At 37.6% G+C, this 19254-nt stretch carries 17 protein-coding genes; 8 read left to right on the top strand and 9 right to left on the bottom strand.

Features of this window, described 5'->3' with window-relative positions; genetic code table 11:
- Positions 1-101 precede the first annotated feature (101 nt).
- Positions 102-437, bottom strand: coding sequence for a Grx4 family monothiol glutaredoxin (gene grxD, locus QZ265_RS05065; RefSeq protein WP_296404022.1), 336 nt, complete (start codon positions 435-437; stop codon positions 102-104).
- 150 nt (positions 438-587) lie between these two features.
- Positions 588-1100 carry a 2-C-methyl-D-erythritol 2,4-cyclodiphosphate synthase gene (gene ispF / locus QZ265_RS05070; protein WP_296404023.1) on the bottom strand — a complete coding sequence of 171 codons (513 nt, stop codon included), beginning with the start codon at positions 1098-1100 and terminating at the stop codon, positions 588-590.
- Between the two features lie 72 nt (positions 1101-1172).
- Here ispF and mnmA point away from each other — a divergent pair, with 72 nt between their 5' ends.
- From mnmA to QZ265_RS05085, 3 genes are all read left to right on the top strand, one after another.
- Positions 1173-2384, top strand: a complete 1212-nt coding sequence (gene mnmA, locus QZ265_RS05075; protein ID WP_296404025.1) for a tRNA 2-thiouridine(34) synthase MnmA — start codon at positions 1173-1175, stop codon at positions 2382-2384.
- Positions 2385-2644: 260 nt separating this feature from the next.
- On the top strand, positions 2645-4048 hold the full coding sequence (gene purB, locus QZ265_RS05080; RefSeq protein WP_296404027.1) for an adenylosuccinate lyase: 1404 nt from the start codon (positions 2645-2647) through the stop codon (positions 4046-4048).
- A 253-nt stretch (positions 4049-4301) separates the two neighbouring features.
- Positions 4302-4880 (top strand): DUF2238 domain-containing protein, encoded by a 579-nt coding sequence (locus tag QZ265_RS05085; RefSeq protein WP_296404053.1) that lies wholly within the window; start codon positions 4302-4304, stop codon positions 4878-4880.
- A gap of 79 nt (positions 4881-4959) precedes the next feature.
- On the opposite strand, the gene QZ265_RS05090 is transcribed toward QZ265_RS05085, so the two are convergent.
- Positions 4960-5139 (bottom strand): NF038104 family lipoprotein, encoded by a 180-nt coding sequence (locus tag QZ265_RS05090; protein ID WP_296404029.1) that lies wholly within the window; start codon positions 5137-5139, stop codon positions 4960-4962.
- A 130-nt stretch (positions 5140-5269) separates the two neighbouring features.
- Between QZ265_RS05090 and QZ265_RS05095 the strand changes: the two genes are divergently transcribed.
- Entirely contained in the window at positions 5270-6436 is a 1167-nt protein-coding gene (locus tag QZ265_RS05095) for a cupin domain-containing protein (protein ID WP_296404031.1), read from the top strand.
- Between the two features lie 176 nt (positions 6437-6612).
- The gene (locus QZ265_RS05100) at positions 6613-6774 is read left to right on the top strand and encodes a hypothetical protein (RefSeq protein WP_296404033.1); all 162 of its coding nucleotides are present in this window, start codon (positions 6613-6615) and stop codon (positions 6772-6774) included.
- Between the two features lie 178 nt (positions 6775-6952).
- On the opposite strand, the gene QZ265_RS05105 is transcribed toward QZ265_RS05100, so the two are convergent.
- Entirely contained in the window at positions 6953-7759 is an 807-nt protein-coding gene (locus tag QZ265_RS05105; protein WP_296404035.1) for an enoyl-ACP reductase, read from the bottom strand.
- Positions 7760-7991: 232 nt separating this feature from the next.
- Here QZ265_RS05105 and folE point away from each other — a divergent pair, with 232 nt between their 5' ends.
- Entirely contained in the window at positions 7992-8597 is a 606-nt protein-coding gene (gene folE, locus QZ265_RS05110; RefSeq protein ID WP_296404037.1) for a GTP cyclohydrolase I FolE, read from the top strand.
- Between the two features lie 3 nt (positions 8598-8600).
- On the opposite strand, the gene QZ265_RS05115 is transcribed toward folE, so the two are convergent.
- The 5 genes from QZ265_RS05115 to QZ265_RS05135 all read right to left on the bottom strand — a co-directional run bounded on the left by QZ265_RS05115 (position 8601) and on the right by QZ265_RS05135 (position 14935).
- Entirely contained in the window at positions 8601-10352 is a 1752-nt protein-coding gene (locus tag QZ265_RS05115; RefSeq protein ID WP_296404039.1) for a dipeptide ABC transporter ATP-binding protein, read from the bottom strand.
- Positions 10353-10515: 163 nt separating this feature from the next.
- On the bottom strand, positions 10516-11547 hold the full coding sequence (gene dusB, locus QZ265_RS05120; protein ID WP_296404041.1) for a tRNA dihydrouridine synthase DusB: 1032 nt from the start codon (positions 11545-11547) through the stop codon (positions 10516-10518).
- 170 nt (positions 11548-11717) lie between these two features.
- Positions 11718-12152: an HIT domain-containing protein gene (locus tag QZ265_RS05125; RefSeq protein ID WP_296404043.1), complete on the bottom strand. Its 435-nt coding sequence runs from the start codon at positions 12150-12152 to the stop codon at positions 11718-11720.
- A gap of 57 nt (positions 12153-12209) precedes the next feature.
- Positions 12210-13850 carry a Si-specific NAD(P)(+) transhydrogenase gene (sthA, locus tag QZ265_RS05130; protein ID WP_296404045.1) on the bottom strand — a complete coding sequence of 547 codons (1641 nt, stop codon included), beginning with the start codon at positions 13848-13850 and terminating at the stop codon, positions 12210-12212.
- 188 nt (positions 13851-14038) lie between these two features.
- Positions 14039-14935 (bottom strand): pyruvate, water dikinase regulatory protein, encoded by an 897-nt coding sequence (locus tag QZ265_RS05135; RefSeq protein WP_296404047.1) that lies wholly within the window; start codon positions 14933-14935, stop codon positions 14039-14041.
- Between the two features lie 707 nt (positions 14936-15642).
- On the opposite strand from QZ265_RS05135, the gene ppsA reads away from it, so the two are divergent.
- Together ppsA and QZ265_RS05145 are read left to right on the top strand one after the other, a co-directional pair.
- Positions 15643-18039: a phosphoenolpyruvate synthase gene (gene ppsA, locus QZ265_RS05140; RefSeq protein ID WP_296404049.1), complete on the top strand. Its 2397-nt coding sequence runs from the start codon at positions 15643-15645 to the stop codon at positions 18037-18039.
- A gap of 317 nt (positions 18040-18356) precedes the next feature.
- Positions 18357-19196 carry an RDD family protein gene (locus QZ265_RS05145; protein WP_296404051.1) on the top strand — a complete coding sequence of 280 codons (840 nt, stop codon included), beginning with the start codon at positions 18357-18359 and terminating at the stop codon, positions 19194-19196.
- The last annotated feature ends 58 nt before the right edge of the window (positions 19197-19254 follow it).

A 19254-nucleotide genomic window follows, 5' to 3' on the forward strand; every position in this document is an offset into this window, starting at 1 on the left:
TTACAATGCGCTCTAAATTAATTAATTGTGATTACAACAAAAAAGGTCTTAGATATTATCTAAGACCTTTTAAATCAATAATTTATACATACTACATAAAACTAGGCAGCTGGGCTATGCGCTTCTACTAAAGGTTTAAGTTCACCTGATTGATACATTTCTAAAATGATATCAGATCCACCCATCAGCTCGCTATTGATCCAAAGTTGCGGGAAAGTTGGCCAATTAGCAATTTTTGGTAAGGTGGCACGGATTTCAGGATTTTCTAAGATATTCACAAAAGCAAATGGACGACCAATTTGGGTCAATACTTCAATAGCTTTAGCAGAAAAACCGCACTGTGGAAACTGTGGCGTACCTTTCATATAAAGAAGAACTGGGTTTTCTTTAATTTGATTACGGATCAGGGTTTCGATATCGTTTACTTGGTCGGTCATAATAATTCCTTATTGGAAACAGGTTTAATTACTTCAAATTCAAAAGTGAAAATCAAATTTAGAAGTAAGAGTATAGTTAATAAATTTATCGTAGTTAATTAATGGGGATAGTAACAAATAATACAACAAAAAAGTCAATTTATGCCTAGATTAGTCTTTACTTATCAGTACCACAGCACTGCATAAAATGCCTTCTTGACGACCTGTGAAGCCAAGTTTTTCTGTGGTAGTGGCTTTGACACTGATATTGTCCACTTCAGTTTTTAGATCATCAGCAATATTGCTACGCATGGCTAAATTATGTTTGGCAAGCTTGGGTCGCTCGCATGCTACCGTGATATCCGCATTGATAAGTTTATAACCTTTTTGCTGAATTAAGCCATATACATGACGTAACAATACTCGAGAATCTAAGCCAGCATTAGCATTGTCCGTATCTGGAAAATGCTGACCAATATCGCCCAGAGCTAAGGCACCAAGTAGTGCATCTGCTAAAGCATGTAATACCACATCTCCATCAGAGTGGGCTAACAAACTATGACTATGCTCAATTTTTACCCCTGCTAAGGTGACGAATTGCTGTAGATTACTTTCTGCGTTTGCACTTTCTAAAGATTTATCATAAAAAGCATGAACATCAAGACCTTGCCCAATTCTTATCATTATTAGCCCATCAATGTTATAATTTAGCCAAATTTTAGCACAATTTCTAAAAACATGACGATTTCTAAAAATATGACAACATCTATCTCTACAGACAATAACCCTTACGATTTACCTGCCTTACGATTAACCGATGTGCCTAATCCAGATCAGACTCGAGTCGTAGTGGGCATGTCTGGCGGCGTGGATTCTTCAGTCTCAGCAGTCTTACTTCAAAAAGCTGGCTTTTTGGTGGAAGGCTTGTTTATGAAAAACTGGGAAGAGGATGACGGTACTGAATACTGTACGGCTATGGAAGACTTGGCAGATGCGCAAGCTGTGTGTGATAAATTAGGTATTACCTTACACACTGCCAATTTTGCAATGGAATATTGGGACCGTGTATTTGAGCACTTTTTGGCCGAATACCAAGCGGGTCGTACGCCAAATCCTGACATTCTATGTAATAAAGAAATCAAATTTAAAGCTTTCTTAGATTTTGCTTCTGACCCTAAGTTTGGACTTGGTGCTGATTATATTGCTACAGGTCACTATACACGGCGCAGTATGAATTACTTACGTGAGGATGGCACTGAGGTGGCACGTCTATTACGAGGGCTTGACAACAATAAAGACCAAAGCTATTTCTTACATGCTGTAGGTGGTGACAAAATTGCCAAGACTTTATTCCCAGTTGGGGAATTAGAAAAATCTGAAGTTCGCAAAATCGCTGAACAGTATGAATTGGCTACAGCTAAGAAAAAAGACTCTACTGGGATTTGCTTTATCGGTGAGCGCCGCTTTAAAGACTTTTTAAAGCAATACTTGCCTGCCAAACCAGGCAGTATAATTACGGATGATGGTATTACTATTGGCAAACATGATGGTCTTATGTATTACACTCTAGGCCAGCGTGGCGGTATTGGTATTGGCGGGGTAAAAGACCGACCGGAAGAGCCTTGGTTTGTATTACAAAAAGATTTAGCTAATAATGAACTTATCGTTGGTCAAGGTCATGAACATCCCCTACTTTTAAGCAAGAGCTTAACTGCTTATAAGCTTGATTGGGTAGAGCGAATTGCACCCAAAGCTATCTTTAGTAATAGAGGGCTAAACTGTGTGGCTAAAACACGCTACCGTCAACCAGATCAAAGCTGCACTGTATTTGTCGATGTCGATGATGCCAATAAAGTAAAAGTTATTTTTGATGAACCACAGCGTGCGGTTACTCCAGGTCAGTCTGCTGTGTTTTATGTCGGTGAAGTTTGCTTAGGGGGCGGTGTCATTGAGTCTGCTGAAGCATAATGCTTGTCACAGCACAGTCTAAAAAGCTTTACATCAATCAAGCTAAAACTAATTTTATGCTTATTTATGCCATAAGTGTGTCTTTTAACTTGATATAATCAATTTCAGTTCTCTATATACATTTGTTACAAATATAAAGGGGACACAAGCTCCCTTATTTTTATAAGTTATTTTTATAACTTAATTTTATAACTTGGTTTTACCGTTTTATACCTAGTTTTTATACTTATTTTATTAACTTACTATATTGAAGGATTTTTATGTCTGTTTCTTTATCTGCATTAACTGCCCTATCGCCAATTGACGGTCGCTATGCCAGCAAAGCTGATTCATTACGTGAGCATTTGTCTGAGTTTGGTCTGATTAAAGCCCGTGTTACTGTTGAAATTCGCTGGTTGCAAGCCTTAGCTGACAATGATGCTATCGCTGAATTGGCAAAATTTGATGATAAAACCAATGAATTTTTAAATGCGATCGTAGATAATTTCAGTGAAGCCGATGCTCAAGCGATTAAAGATATCGAAAAAACCACCAATCATGATGTAAAAGCAGTTGAATATTTTATCAAGGATATATTTCGAGGTAATGCGCAGTTAGAAGATAGCTTAGAGTTCATTCACTTTGCCTGTACTTCTGAAGATATCAACAACCTATCTTATGCGTTAATGCTAAAGGATAGTCGAGAGATTTTGGTTGCCAAATTACAAGAAGTGACTGACTCAATCGTGGCTCTAGCTAAAGAACATGCCACTCAGCCTATGCTGTCTCGCACTCATGGTCAGACTGCCAGCCCAACTACTTTGGGTAAAGAGATGGCCAATGTTGCTTACCGTTTGGCTCGCCAAATTAAACAAGTTAAAGACGTAGAGCTATTAGCTAAGATCAACGGTGCAGTCGGTAATTACAATGCACATTTAGCTGCTTATCCGAATGTTGACTGGACGGCACATGCGCAAAGCTTTATTACTGAGCGTTTAGGTCTAACCTTTAACCCATATACCACTCAGATTGAGCCACACGATTATATCGCTGAATTATTTGATGCACTACGTCGTTATAACACTGTATTAATCGATTTCAACCGTGATATTTGGCAATACATTAGCTTAGGCTATTTTAAACAAAGACTCAAAGATGGTGAAGTAGGCTCTTCTACCATGCCACACAAAGTTAACCCTATTGACTTTGAAAACTCTGAAGGCAACTTAGGCGTGGCCAATGCTATGTTGGCTCATTTAGGCGAAAAACTGCCTATTTCACGTATGCAGCGCGACTTATCTGACTCAACTGTATTGCGCAATATTGGTGTAGGTCTGGCTCAAAGTATGATTGCTTATGATGCATGCTTAAAAGGTGTGGGCAAGTTAGAAGTAAACCCTGAGAAACTAGATAGCGATCTTGATAACGCACAAGAAGTATTGGCAGAGCCTATTCAAACGGTTATGCGCCGCTACCGTGTTGAAAACCCATACGAAAAACTAAAAGCGTTAACTCGGGGTCAGGCTATGACTCGTGAAAAAATGCTTGAGTTTGTAAATGGTAACGAATTAGATGCCGTACCTGCTGAAGATAAAGCTCGTTTGGTTGAGCTAACACCTGCTACCTACATTGGTAATGCTGACGATCAAGCAATGTCTATTGATGAATGGATTGCTAAGTTATAATTAGTTATCGAAATTCAAATTTAATTATAACCTCCTACTACCCCTGAATGGCTTTTAAATATGGCTTGTAAATAATATGTCCAAAAAGGCACAAGGAAGTACAAGTCATAGCGCCACAAAAGCAAATAAAATCGCTGAAAAAGCTGATAATACTAATAAATGTTCTTATCAAGATTTGGCTTCTCATCAAGATTTTGCTTTTGCAGGTTATAACTATATTGTTATAACCTGCATTGTAGTCATATTCTTGGGCATGATATTGGCTAGTATCAATCCCTTAAGCTGGAATGATTACTTGTTGCATCAATTAGGTACTGTCATTTTCTTGGCCATGGTTTGGGCCTGCTATCGTTATTTAGCCAGCACAACGACCTCGTTTTTGCTGGCAAGTTTGTTTATCCTTTTCCATATTATAGGTGCTAGATACCTGTATTCATATGTTCCATACAATGATTGGAGTCAACTTCTCATTGGAATTGACATAAATGTTTGGTTAGGATGGGAACGCAATATGTATGACAGATTGGTTCATTTTTGCTACGGACTACTGTTACTGCCCTTGATGAAAGATGTTTTTGGATATCTTATGCCAAGCCTAACTATTAAAGCGATATTGCTGCTAGTGCTACAATTTAATTTAGCCAGCAGTGCTCTTTATGAGCTCTTTGAATGGATGTTAGGTATTACCCTGTCACCTGAAGATGCTGAAGCCTATAATGGTCAACAGGGCGATATGTGGGATGCGCAAAAAGATATGTTTTTAGCTTTTGTCGGAGCAATAATTAGCTCAAGTATTATCTATTTAAATTATTTAACTAACAAATACAAGTAAATATCTTTAAATACCTCAAGTAATAGCATTTAGAATAATTGGTTTATTTAAAATGATTTATTTAAATTTACTATCGCAATCAGTCATCTTTAGAATCACTACTGCCAGGAATAATGGCTTTGGTTACGGCAACTGTTCCTTTTACCACACCTTTAGTGGTTTTATAAGCTACTTTAACAGGTACAGTAACCAATTTATGAATACAACCTTGTAGCATAATACTGCTAATAATAATCGTTAATAACGTTAGTTTTTTCATAATAGCCTTAAGCAGTCTATAGTTTTGTTTAAATACCAATGATAAAGCATTAAAATACGTTTCTAAAGTATCATTTAGTTATACTCGATTGAATGAAAATAAATTTTGTTTAATAAGCTTCGGAACCATTATGCCTCCCTATAATTTTTGCTTACCAGATAATATTACCCCCGAACAATTCTTAGCTGATTATTGGCAAAAAAAACCGCTGCTTATCAAGCAGGGTTTACCTCAACTAAAAGACATGTTTGAACCTGAAGACATCTTAGGCCTAAGTCTTGATGAAGCTGCCACTTCTCGTCTTATAACCCAAAATCCAAACGAACGTGGCGTACAATGGCAGTTACAACAAAGCCCTTTAAACGAAGACATGTTTGCTAAGTTGCCAGAACAATGGACAGTTTTAGTTCAGAACCTTGAACAATGGTCACCAGAGTTGGGTCAATTATGGAATGCTTTTAATTTTATACCACAGTGGCAACGAGATGACATTATGGTGTCTTATGCGCCAAAAGGTGGTTCTGTCGGCAAGCATTTTGATGAATATGATGTATTTTTGGCGCAAGGCTTTGGTCATAGACGCTGGCAACTTGGCAAATACTGTAATGACAAGACTGAATTTATTGAAAATCAACCGATTCGTATCTTTGATGATATGGGAGAGGTTGTTTTTGATGAAGTGTTAGAACCTGGAGATGTGTTATATGTGCCGCCTAAGCTGGCTCATTATGGGGTGGCTCAGGATGATTGTCTGACCTTTTCCTTTGGTTTTAGACGCCCCAATCTAATGCAAGTCTTAGACAGTTTAGTTGATACCGCTACTACCGATCCATCTTTATTCTCACCTTTGGTTTTAGATCAGTCATTACAAGCACCTGGCGAGCTCATCCAAGACAGTATTGAGCAGATTAAACAGCAACTTCTCGATCTTCTTCATTCTGCTCAAGGCAATGAGCTCATTACTCAGGCGATAAGTGAAGTGGTCAGTAAGCGTCAATATGAGATGTTGGTCCCTGAAGAGGCTCTTGATGAAGAAGATTTACTACACGCTTTAAAAGAGGGTGCGATTCTTAGAACCGATTTTAGTAGTCGTCTCATTTATACTAACATTAATGACAAGCTTAAAATATACGCTAATGGTCAGCTGTTAGATGATATCAATGACAACGAAGCAAGCTTATTAAAGTGTTTGGCTGATGGTCAGTCGCTTACCATAGAGGATTTAACAAAGTTTGAAGTAAGTATTTCAACCATTATGATCTGGTTAGAAAATAGTTGGATATGGTTAGATTTTTAAACTAAGATATTAATAGATAACGATTTAACTTATACTATGCATTAGTTTACATATGTAAACATATAATCTTTAAACTCGTTCTATAATAATTGTGTAAGTTAAATAAACGAATTATCAATTATCCTAAAATTTTTGTATATTTGGATAATTTGAGATACCTTCTAAGGAGACTAAAAATGTCTAATACCCCTGATAAAACCACTAAAATGGCTCGTAATGATATTAATCAAGATCATTTAGAACAAAAAGATCAACAACGTACAGATGATTCTGCCCTTGATATGATGCAAGGAATGCATGATCATGAAGAACATTTAGATGAAGATGAAGATAAATAGTATTTTTGATTTTACTCTATTTCTTTTAGTTATTTTATACCAACCTAAGTAATAAGATAAAACTGCATTAAAAAGACGCCTTTAAAGCGTCTTTTTTTGTTAATACTATTATTTTGGTGAGTGTAATTACTGAATCTATTTATAAAACCAATCAACAGAGTAATTTAGTTTTTAACTATTATTCTTCATCCAGATGAAGTAACTTTTCACTAATTCCAACGGTATTAAAGCCCGCATCCACGAATAAAATTTCAGCTGTTATCCCCGAAGCCCAAGGAGATAATAAGAATAAGGCTGCATTGGCTACTTCCATTTGATCCACGTTACGCTGCAAAGGTGCAATTTTCGCATTTACCTCAAGCATTCTACGAAATGATTTTATACCACTGGCTGCCAAAGTACGAATTGGGCCTGCTGAAATAGCGTTCACCCTAATTCCTTCTGCCCCTAAAGAGGATGCCAAATAACGCACACTAGCCTCTAAGCTGGCTTTAGCCATACCCATTACATTATAGTTTGGAATAACTGCGGTACTACCTTGATAAGTCAAAGTTAGTAATGAGCCTTGACGTTTCGCTAGTAACTCACGTGAATATCGAGCCAGTGCCACAAAACTATATGCAGAAATATCGTGAGCGATGGCACTGCCTTGTCTACTAGTAACTTCTGTAAAGTCACCATTTAGCTCTTCAGCAGGCGCAAACCCAATAGCATGAACCACGCCGTCAATACCATCCTGCCAATGCTCTGCAACTGCATCAAAACAGGCTTTGATTTCTTCATCAGAGGCAACATCACAAGGTAATACCATATCTGCTGCAAATTGTTCAGCCGCCATATCTACACGCTTTTTCATTTTGTCATTGGGGTAGGTTAAAATCAATGATGCCCCTTCTCTATGTAAAGCCTCTGCAATAGCCCAAGCAATCGATAACTTACTGGCAATACCAGTCACTACAAATCGCTTACCTTGTAATAACTTCATGAACCGCTCCCTAATTTTAGTTTTTTATGCTTATCGCCGAATTGTGTATATCGGTTATAAATTTAAGTGCAACATCAAACATAGAATATTAATACATAAATCATCTTTTTGGATTAAATTTGGTTTTTTCAACGTAGAACTGCAAAATACTAAGCTATTTTTTGACAAAGACCTTTACAATTTATTTGAAGCCGTTAAGCTATAGCATTCTTTTAATTTGCTACTGATAACTATGTGTGATTCTAATTCAAACTCTCTACACTCTAATGTGGATTTAAGACTACCTAGTCCTGATCTATATACCAAACTTATCGCATCGACAGGTGAAGACTTAAATCGTCCAGGCTTAATTGACACTCCTATTCGTGCTGCAAAAGCTTTTGGGTATCTAACTCAAGGCTACCATCAGACTTTAGAAGAAGTGACCAATAATGCCGTATTTCCAACCGATAACCCAGAATTGGTACTTATCCATAATATTGAATTTTATTCACTATGCGAGCACCATCTACTACCGTTTTATGGCGTAGCTCATGTCGGTTATCTACCAGACGGTAAAGTCATAGGCCTGTCTAAAGTTGCTCGTATCATAGATATGTATGCTCGCCGATTACAAATTCAAGAGAACTTAAGTCATCAAGTTGCCGAAGCAATTATGGAAGTTACCCTATGTCGTGGCGTGGCAGTGGTAATGGATGCCTCTCATATGTGTATGATGATGCGTGGGGTAAATAAACAGCTATCTAGCACACGTACAATGGCAATGTTAGGCGACTTTAAGACCGATATTCAAGCTCGTAGTGAGTTCTTAGCTTCCGTACCAGCTTCTAAAATATAGCGCTTAACTGAACTTTTTGCTTCGCGCACTCGTTTCAATAAGTAATTTTGAATAGGGGTGCTGCGGAGTATTAAATAACGCTTGCGTAGACGTATATTCGACACACTCCCCTATCTTAATAACCATAATTTGTTGGCACAGTGCTTGTACCACATTTAAATCGTGGCTAATAAATATATAGCTAAGCTGATACTGCTGTTGAATATCTCTCAATAATTGCACCACAGCAACTTGAGTACTGCTGTCTAATGCTGAAGTTGGCTCATCTAACAAAATGACTTTAGGCCGCATTATTAAGGCTCTAGCCAATGCCACCCGCTGTCTTTGTCCCCCAGACAACTCATGGGGATATTGATAAGCAAAACTTTTAGGTAGATTCACTGTTTTCAATGCTTCAAAGACAGCTTGTTGACGTTTTTCTTTACCCTCGCCTCTAATAAACAACCCCTCTTCAACAATTTGCATGACATTGAATCTTGGATTTATACTAGCGAACGGATCTTGAAACACCATTTGAATATTACTTCGAAATTCTCGTAGATTTTTATTGCTTAGGCTATTTATATCAATACCATCGATTATAACCGAACCTTCTACTTTTGCCTGATTGCTCAATAAACGGCATAGGGCTAAAGCCAAAGTTGTTTTACCTGATCCTGATTCACCTACGATACCAAGTGAAGCTCCTTTATCAAGGCTAAAACTTAGATTTTTTATGGCCTGCATCCATTCCTTTACACCGCCAAAAATAGATTTCTTTTGCGCATAAGAGATAGATAGTTGATTGACGTCAATAATTGATGCAGCTACTTGCTCATTATCTTTATCGGGCATAAGCTTAAGTGCTGACCCGAAATCCTGTTCAATGAGCAGTTTGGTATATGAATTTTGAGGATTATTGAACAGAGCTTCACTATTGCCTCGCTCAACAACTTCACCTTGTCGCATCACAATAATATTGTCACTGTATCGGCGCACAAGGTTCAAGTCATGACTGATTAGTACCATGGCCATATCGTGCTGCTGCTTAAGCCTATTTAGCAACTGTAATATTTCATGTTGCAAGCTCACATCTAGGGCGGTTGTAGGCTCATCTGCAATAAGAACATCAGGATTTTGTGCTAAGGCCATAGCAATCATTACCCGTTGCCGTTGACCACCTGATAATTCATGAGGATATCGATTTAGCTTAGTTTCAGGATCTTTGATATTGACATCATTTAATAATTGAATAATTTTTGTTTTTTGTTGATTTTTGGGAATGCCAATTAAGCGTAGACTCTCCGCTATTTGTTTACCAACAGTATGTAAGGGGTTTAGTGCGGTCATCGGTTCTTGAAACACCATAGCAATCTTAGAGCCACGTATTTGCTCAAGAATCAATGGCTGTTTGCTCGAGTAAGCAGATGATATAGGTTGATTAATGGGTAATTGACCGACCCCTAATAGCTCAACATTTCCTTCTACTTTCAAGCTATTAGGCAATAAACCCAATATAGCCAAACTTGAAATAGACTTTCCAGAACCTGACTCACCAACGATCGCAAGCGTCTCCCCTTTATAAAGTTGATAGCTTAAGTCATTGACCACGACTTGTTGATTACTGGCAACGTTTAAATTTGAAACAGTCAAAAGTGGAGAAACAACTCCTTGTTGTTTTTTTAATAATGTAAGACCATCCTCATTAATAGCTGGAAATGAGTTGCTTGAAGATTTTGTTTTTATTTTACGCTGACTGTTAAAACTGTTAAACATATAGTCTATCTCATCATTAGGCTTATCTGTAATTTAACCTAAAATACATGGGTTTAGTACCTATTATTTTTTGAACCCGTCCACACTATTTGAAATCAATTTGATTAAAATAAAAACTCTAAGTTAGAGTTATCTAATATTTATCTTTACTTCATTAAGTCTACTATCCCATTTTAAGTTCTATAATCTGCTGTGATGATAGAAATTTATCCACCACTTTATATTGGCCTGCTGTGGTTTCTTCACCATACATCGCCTGTCTAAAAGCGTTTGAGCACTCAATACCCGAGGTATACCAAGCGATATGCTTTCGCGCAATACGGCAACCAGAATATTCACCATAAAAAGCGTACAACTCCTCTAAGTGAGTCAATACAATTTCTTTTAGTTGCTCAGTGGTAGGCGACGAAAGCATATCGCCGGTTTGTAAATAATGAACAATATCACGAAACAACCAAGGCTGACCTTGAGCGGCTCTTCCAATCATTACTGCATCACAACCTGTTTGCTCGAATACTTCAACCGCTTTTTGCGGACTGTCGATATCACCATTGGCAATAATAGGAATATTAACCAGTTGCTTAACCTCACGGATCAAGTCATAACGAGCTTTACCACCGTACTTGTCTTCACGTGTTCGCCCATGTATTGCAATGGCTGCTATACCCGCTTCTTCAGCACGTTTGGCGACCCGTAAAATATTTTCATGACCATTTTCATAGCCCAGACGAGTTTTTAAAGTCACCGGTGCATCCACCGCAGCCACGGTGGCATCTAGTAATCTAGCTACCAAGTCTTCGTCTTTTAGCAACGCAGAACCAGCTAGCTTACGACAAACCTTTTTTGCAGGGCACCCCATGTTAATATCGATAATTTGAGCACCATTATTGACTTGATACTGTGCAGCTTCAACTATTTTATCCACATCTGCTCCAGAAATTTGTGCTGAAATTGGCGCTATCTCTCCTTCAAAATTAGCTCTAAACAGCGACTTTTTATGTGCATATAAAGTAGCGTCTGCGGTCATCATTTCACTAACAGCATGTCCTGCACCAAACGACTTACATAAACGCCTAAATGGATTGTCGGTCACGCCAGCCATAGGCGCTACCATAAGTCGGTTTTTAATCTCTAACCCACCAATATATAACGGTTTTAATAAAGGATGAGTTTCAGTTTCAGTATTAAAAGTCATTTTAAAGGCCATTTATTGCAAAAAAAGGGCTTGCTCTTAATTAGAACAAGCCCGTATTGTAAAGATTCACTGTTAAAACTAAAGTTATGATTGTCAATGATTTAAGAAATCATATGGATGAAATACACTTTAGCTTTTAACCTGTTAAACCTGAAATTTGACAGCAAACCCTATGAAGCTTTTTCAATGGCTGATGCCAACTGTTTGGCTTGCTCTGCAAGCTCGGCCATATCGGCATGTTTCATAGCGTGTTTGCCCAGTTCATGAATATTAGTAGGTATAAGATGCACATGATAATGAAATACACTCTGACCCGCTTCTGCTCCATTTAATTGCATTTGAATAATGCCTTCTCTATTAAATACTTTACGCTGGGCTGCCATGACTTTTTTTGCAGTCATTAAAACGGCACTGGCATATTCAGGTTCTAACTGCGAGAGTTCTACAGCATTTTGTTTTGGAATGATCAATACATGACCTTTAGCTTGAGGCATGATATCCATAAAAGCCAGTGTCTTATCGTCTTCATAGACCTTGTGGCAAGGTATCTCACCTGCTAACATTTTGGCAAATATATTGTCTTCCTGATATGCATCTATTGGCATTTTATTCATCCCTTTAATTTATAGTTATTAATATGATTTACTAATCATTAAAACGCATTAAAACACTCGGTTTAATCCATTTAATGCTGCAACACGGTAAGCCTCAGCCATAGTAGGATAATTGAAGGTAGTATTCACAAAATACTCTAAGGTATTGTTACACTTCATCACCGCTTGACCAATGTGTATAATCTCGGAGGCATGGTTACCATAACAATGGATACCTAGAATTTCAAGCGTTTCACGGTGGAATAGAATTTTTAAAACCCCTGAACGCTCACCAATAATTTGAGCACGCGCCAAATGTTTGAAGAAGGCTTGACCCACTTCATAAGGTACTTTTTCATCAGTCAATTCTTGTTCAGTTTTACCGATACTTGAAATTTCTGGAATGGTATAGATACCAGTTGGCACACTAGATACAGGTTCAGCATCCTTATCCCCTACCATGAAGGCTGCGGCACAACGACCTTGATCGTAAGCTGCTGAAGCCAACGAAGGCCAACCTATAACATCACCTGCAGCATAAATATTATCGACTTCGGTACGATAAGTATCATCTACTTTTAACTGACCACGGTTGTTTGCTGTAAGCCCTATCGCTTCAAGATTCAGACTTTCGGTATTACCAGAACGACCATTTGACCATAAGATTGCATCTGACTTAATACGTTTACCACTTTTTAGATGTAGCACTACATAATCGTCGAATGTTTCAAGTTTCTCGATTTCTTCGTTGTGTCTGACCAGTACACCAAATTGTCTAAAGTCGTGTGCCAAAGCATCACTAATTTCATTATCTAGATAACTTAAAAGCACATCATGATTGTTAATTAAGTCCACTTTGTAACCAAGACCTGTAAATATTGAAGCGTACTCACAGCCAATCACGCCCGCACCGTATATAATAATCTTTTTAACCACATAGTCCATTTGCAAGATTTTATCTGAATCAAAGACGCGAGGATGATCAAAATCTAATAAGTCTGGACGGTAAGGACGGCTACCTACAGTAATAATCGCTTTATTAAAGGTTATGGTCTCATAGCCTGTACCATCTCCTAGTTCTATGCGTAAGGTATGTTTGTCCTGAAAGCTTGCCCATCCGTGACGAACTTCAATTTGATTACGCTCATAAAAACGAGTATGAGTTTCGACCTGAGTACGAATCACCTTACGGGCATTGGTTAATACCTTATTCAAAGGTACTTGATAGTAGTCCAAGCCTTGAGAAAATAAGGGGTCACGGCGATAGTTGATTAGGTTAAATACTGATTGACGTAAAGCTTTACTAGGAATAGTTCCTACGTGAGCTGAATTACCACCCACTTGATTGCGGGGATCTACCACCACAACTTTCTTGCCAGATTTAGCAAGCTTCATGGCCGCCGCTTCACCGGCTGGACCTGCCCCGATAACCACGGCATCATATTCATACTCATGTATATCAGTTTTAATACGCTCATAGTCACGGGTGTACCCAGAGCTAATTCTGATACGGTCATTGTCTAAAGGGCTAATTAAATTGGGATGGAAATGATGGTCATCTGCGGAATCTAACGAATGATTATAAGTATGATTATTAGTTGTGGGTAAATTTGGTACTGGGGAACTTCCACTATTTTGATTAGATACCTCAATATCTTTTTTGTCTTCATTTATATCGTTGGTTTCATCGCCTTTACGCTTTTTTGACATGTCATCCTCTTTAATTATGTGTCACTTAACTCATTAGGCAGTTTTGCCTATTATAGGCAAACTACAATAAATACATAGTCCAAAAATAAATAATCCAGAAATAAAATTAAATCGAGCTTGATTGTCGTTATTTCATAATAGTGGCGCTATTATACCAATATAGAATGTAAAGTTCATGACCAAAGTCGTTAGCCAATACGACGTTTTAACCCAGTTATCTGTAAAATTCGGGTTGCAATTTCTTCTACCGACATTTGTGATACATTTAGACTGGGAATATTTTGACTCATATATATGGCCTGAATAGCACGCTGTTCTTCTTCACACTGCTTGTAACTGGCATAGCGACTGCCAGCTCTACGTTCTTGACGAATTTTTTGTAGTCGATCAGTATCAATTATTAACCCAAACAACTTACCGCGGTGCGGTTGCAACGCTTTAGGCAACTGATTGTCAAATAAATCATCTTCAGTTAAAGGATAGTTGGCCGCGCGTATCCCAAATTGTAACGCCAAGTATAATGATGTCGGTGTCTTACCAGAACGCGATACACCAATTAAAATAATGTCAGCCATATCATATTGACGGGTTCGTGCCCCATCATCGTTGTCTAAGGCAAAATGCACAGCATCAATACGAGACTTATAAGTTTCTGAATCCACATTGTCATGAGCATGGCCGGAATGAGCATCAGGCTCAACTCCAATTTCATCTGTAATACGTCCTATCAATCCTTCATACATATCTAAGTTACAGGCTTGAGCTGAGTTAATAATTTCTCTAATATCAGGATCTACAATAGTGTCAAAAACCAAGGGCAAAATTCCGGTTGCTTGATAAGCATTGTTAATATGTTCGACCGCTGCTCTAGCCATTTCTTCATTATCCACGTAAGGAATAACTCTAGTTTCAAAAGGCACACTGGCAAACTGACTTAAAATTGAGCGTCCCAGAGTCTCAGCGGTAATTGCCGTACCATCAGATATAAAAAAAGCCACACGTATTATTTGTGGCTTATCGATAGCCAGAGCACTACGGTTTTGAATAGTTGGTTTAGCAGATAAAGTATTAATGAGATTGTCCATAAATGTCCTTGGTAGACCTGTAATTTGCACACGAATTTTATCAAATTATACGTATTGCAATTGCAAAAGAATTGACACTATCTTATCAAATAATAGGCGTTTAAAGTGTTTGAAAAGCATTAAAATAAATGACTTAGCATTTAATAAAGCACTTAGCTTACTATAATCAATTTAGTTATAGTGTCTTAGTCAAAGTAGATCTACTTATTAATTTCATAGTTGTAAGGATTTGATAAAATTCGATTGTTACTGATAGCCTAACGTATATAAAAATACAGTAGTCGAAATAAAAAATTACACAGTAAATGATATATTTTATTTATCTATCACATAATTTTAATAAGTAATTTAAAACTAAATCAATCATAAATATAATAAATACATCATATTTATTAAATAATTAACTTATTATTGTTATGGCATGACCTATTATAAAATGTCCTCCTACAGTTTTAATGCATGGACTGTTAATAAATATAAATGGTATAGTCCTACTACATCACGTTACCGTAGATGGATAGCGTTACGATTAGATCATTTTTAATATTAAATTTAACCCATTAAATTGCCAGTTGTTTAATCAAGATATGATGAACAAAACAGTATAATTTCAATGAGGTCATTCGAATTATAATTGATCATCGTATGCAATATTTAAATTAATAGCGGTATAAATTTATAAAAAAACCATATTCCTTGGAGTTATCATGACAGCACCGCAAGTTATTACCCTCGACAAGTTAGGCAAAAACGACGTAGAAATCGTAGGCGGCAAAAACGCATCTTTAGGCGAAATGATTAGCCACCTATCAGATCTAGGGGTGAGTGTTCCTGGCGGGTTTGCAACTACAGCAGCAGCATTCAATAACTTTCTGACTGAAACCGGTCTTTTAGATAAAATCAACAGCGAATTAAAAGCATTAGATGTTGATGATGTTAAAAAGTTAACAGAAACTGGCGAAAAAATACGTAACTGGATTATCGAACAAGAGCTACCAAAGTCACTTGAAGCAGAAATCCGTGAAGCATTTGAAATTATGAGCGAAGGTGAAGATATCGCTGTTGCGGTTCGTTCATCAGCCACTGCAGAAGATTTACCAGATGCATCTTTTGCCGGTCAGCAAGAAACTTATCTTAACATCCGCGGTATTGAAAACGTTTTAATTGCTATTAAAGAAGTTTTTTCTTCATTATATAATGACCGTGCTATTGCTTATCGTGTACACCAAGGTTTTGAACATGCCGGTGTTGCCCTTTCAGCAGGTATTCAACGTATGGTGCGCTCAGAAACTGGTGCAGCGGGCGTTATGTTCACTTTAGATACCGAAAGTGGGTTTGATGAAGTGGTATTTATTACCTCAAGCTATGGTCTTGGTGAAATGGTTGTACAAGGTGCTGTTAACCCAGACGAATTCTACTTATCTAAAGCTCTACTAGCGGATAATAAACCTGCTGTCATCCGTCGTAATCTTGGTAGCAAGCATCAAAAGATGGTCTATGGTGACGAAGGTAGTACTACCCGTTCTGTTAAAACCATTGACGTATCTAAAGAAGATCGCAATCAGTTCTCTTTAACGACTGAAGAACTAACCGAGCTTGCCAAACAAGCCTTGACCATCGAAAAACACTATGGTCAACCTATGGATATCGAGTGGGCTAAAGATGGTGACTCTGGTAAGTTGTTTATTGTTCAAGCCCGTCCAGAAACCGTTAAAAGTCGTCAAGACCGTAACGTTATGGAACGCTACATTATCCAAAGTAAAGGCGCTAAAATCCTTTGTGAAGGTCGCTCAATTGGTCAACGTGTAGGTTCTGGTAAAGTTCGTGTTGTAAACAGTATTCACGAAATGGATAAGGTTGAAGTAGGTGACGTTTTAGTATCAGACATGACTGACCCAGATTGGGAACCGGTTATGAAACGTGCCTCTGCCATTATCACTAATCGCGGTGGTCGTACCTGTCACGCTGCTATTATTGCCCGTGAATTAGGCGTTCCTGCTATTGTAGGTTGTGGTAATGCAACTGAAATTTTAACAGATGGACTAAACGTTACGGCATCTTGTGCTGAAGGTGATACTGGCTTTATTTATGAAGGCTTATTGGATTTTGAAATTCAATCCAACTCAATTGACGCTATGCCAGAGTTACCTTTTAAAGTTATGATGAACGTTGGTAACCCTGACCGTGCATTTGCTTTTGCTCAAATTCCTAACGCAGGTATTGGTCTGGCTCGTTTGGAATTCATTATCAACCGCATGATTGGTGTGCATCCAAAAGCACTATTAAACATGAATACTTTACCACGTGAAGTTTCACAAGCTATCAATGAGCGTATTGCTGGCTATGCCTCTCCAATCGACTTCTACGTTGATAAATTAGTTGAAGGTATTTCTACTCTAGCTGTAGCTTTCAGACAGCAGCCTGTTATTGTTCGTATGTCTGACTTTAAGTCTAACGAATACGCTAACTTAATTGGTGGTAAACTTTACGAACCTTCAGAAGAAAACCCAATGCTAGGTTTCCGCGGTGCCAGCCGTTATGTTTCGGATAACTTCCGTGACTGCTTTGAATTAGAGTGTCGTGCGCTTAAGCGTGTACGTGATGATATGGGCTTAACTAATGTTAAGATTATGATTCCATTCGTACGTACGACTAAAGAGGCGGCTCAAGTGGTAGAGATTCTAGCTAAAAACGGCTTAAAGCGTGGCGAGAACGGTCTTGAATTAATCATGATGTGTGAGCTTCCAACAAACGCTTTATTGGCTGCAGAATTCTTAGAACACTTTGATGGTTTTTCAATCGGTTCTAATGACTTAACTCAGTTAACATTAGGTTTAGACCGTGATTCAGGTATCGTATCTCACTTATTTGATGAGCGTGATGAAGCCGTTAAGAAGCTATTGTCTATGGCTATCTCTGAATGTCATAAGCAAGGTAAATATGTAGGTATTTGTGGTCAAGGTCCATCTGACCATCCTGACTTAGCTTACTGGTTAATGGAACAAGGTATTAGTTCAGTATCACTAAACCCTGACTCGGTTCTCGATACATGGATGTTCTTAGCAAATGATGATAATGCTAACGCTATTGTTACCGCTAACTAATAGCTGAATCTATTTAGTCATATAATATGGGCTATTTGTTATCAATAGCCTTCATAACGGCCACAAATATCAAGATACATTGATTATTGTGGTCGTTTTCATTTAATATTCTAAATAAATATTCAAACTCATAATAATGAAGTAAAAGATAATTCGCTTTACTTAATTATTTTTTCATAATTATAAAAGTTTATGTCAAAACTATAGTTTGAAGGCTTAGGTATATAAAGTTATATAAATAAATCAGTTAATAATTGATGTTTTATATTGATACCGATGTTTATTGATTTTAATTTTATAACAAGGTTGTGATATAGATGCAGATTTATCTAGCAAGAAATCAAGTTCAAGCCGGTCCCTATACGCTTACTGAGCTTAATAATATGCTTGCTGCCGGTCAGGTAGATTTAAGTGACCTTATGTGGCATGCCGGTATGGATCAATGGCAGAAAGTAGGTGACGTTACCCACGGACAGTACTACTATAATCCAAATGCTACCTTGTCCTCCAACACCACAACCAAACGGGTATCTGTGGCGCAGCTTTATGGCAAAAAAGATACTAACAAGTTAAATCCAATACATGATGATTCAAAACCAAGTCAACTATCATCGCTTAAAAAAAACCGCAGTCCTCAAACTGTTAAACCTGCGATAGCAAATCAACTGGCCTCTATTAGCAACCGAGTGCTAGCCGTGTTTATTGATTCATTATTACTGATTGCCTGTTACATGCCCTTCTTATCAGGATTCAATTATGATTTAGATAAGATAACTGCCACCGCTGGTGATGTTGAAAAAATGACACAACTGGCTCAGTCTGTTCCAGAACACTTAAGTACCCTTACCTCACTAATGTTTTTAGCCCTATTTATCGTCCAATTGGTACTACTTATCAAAAAAGGTCAAACCATTGGTAAGCTTGTGACAGGTATTAGAGTGGTAGATGCAAAAACAATACGATTAACATCCGTTACCAATCTACTTTTATTGCGAGGCTTTGCGACATCGGTTTTATACATTTTACCTGTAGTAGGTCCTATCATTTTACTTGCAGATTTTATTATGATGGTTATAAATAAAGAGCATCGTAGCTTACATGATAGATTTGCTAAAACCTTGGTGGTTAAAGCAGACCCTAAACAACTTGAAAAATAAGTTTTGCACCTAAAAATACGTTTTTAGCAAATTTATAAATTGATTGTTTTATCACGCT

The organism is Psychrobacter sp., assembly GCF_018260395.1.
Classification (GTDB): Bacteria; Pseudomonadota; Gammaproteobacteria; order Pseudomonadales; family Moraxellaceae; genus Psychrobacter.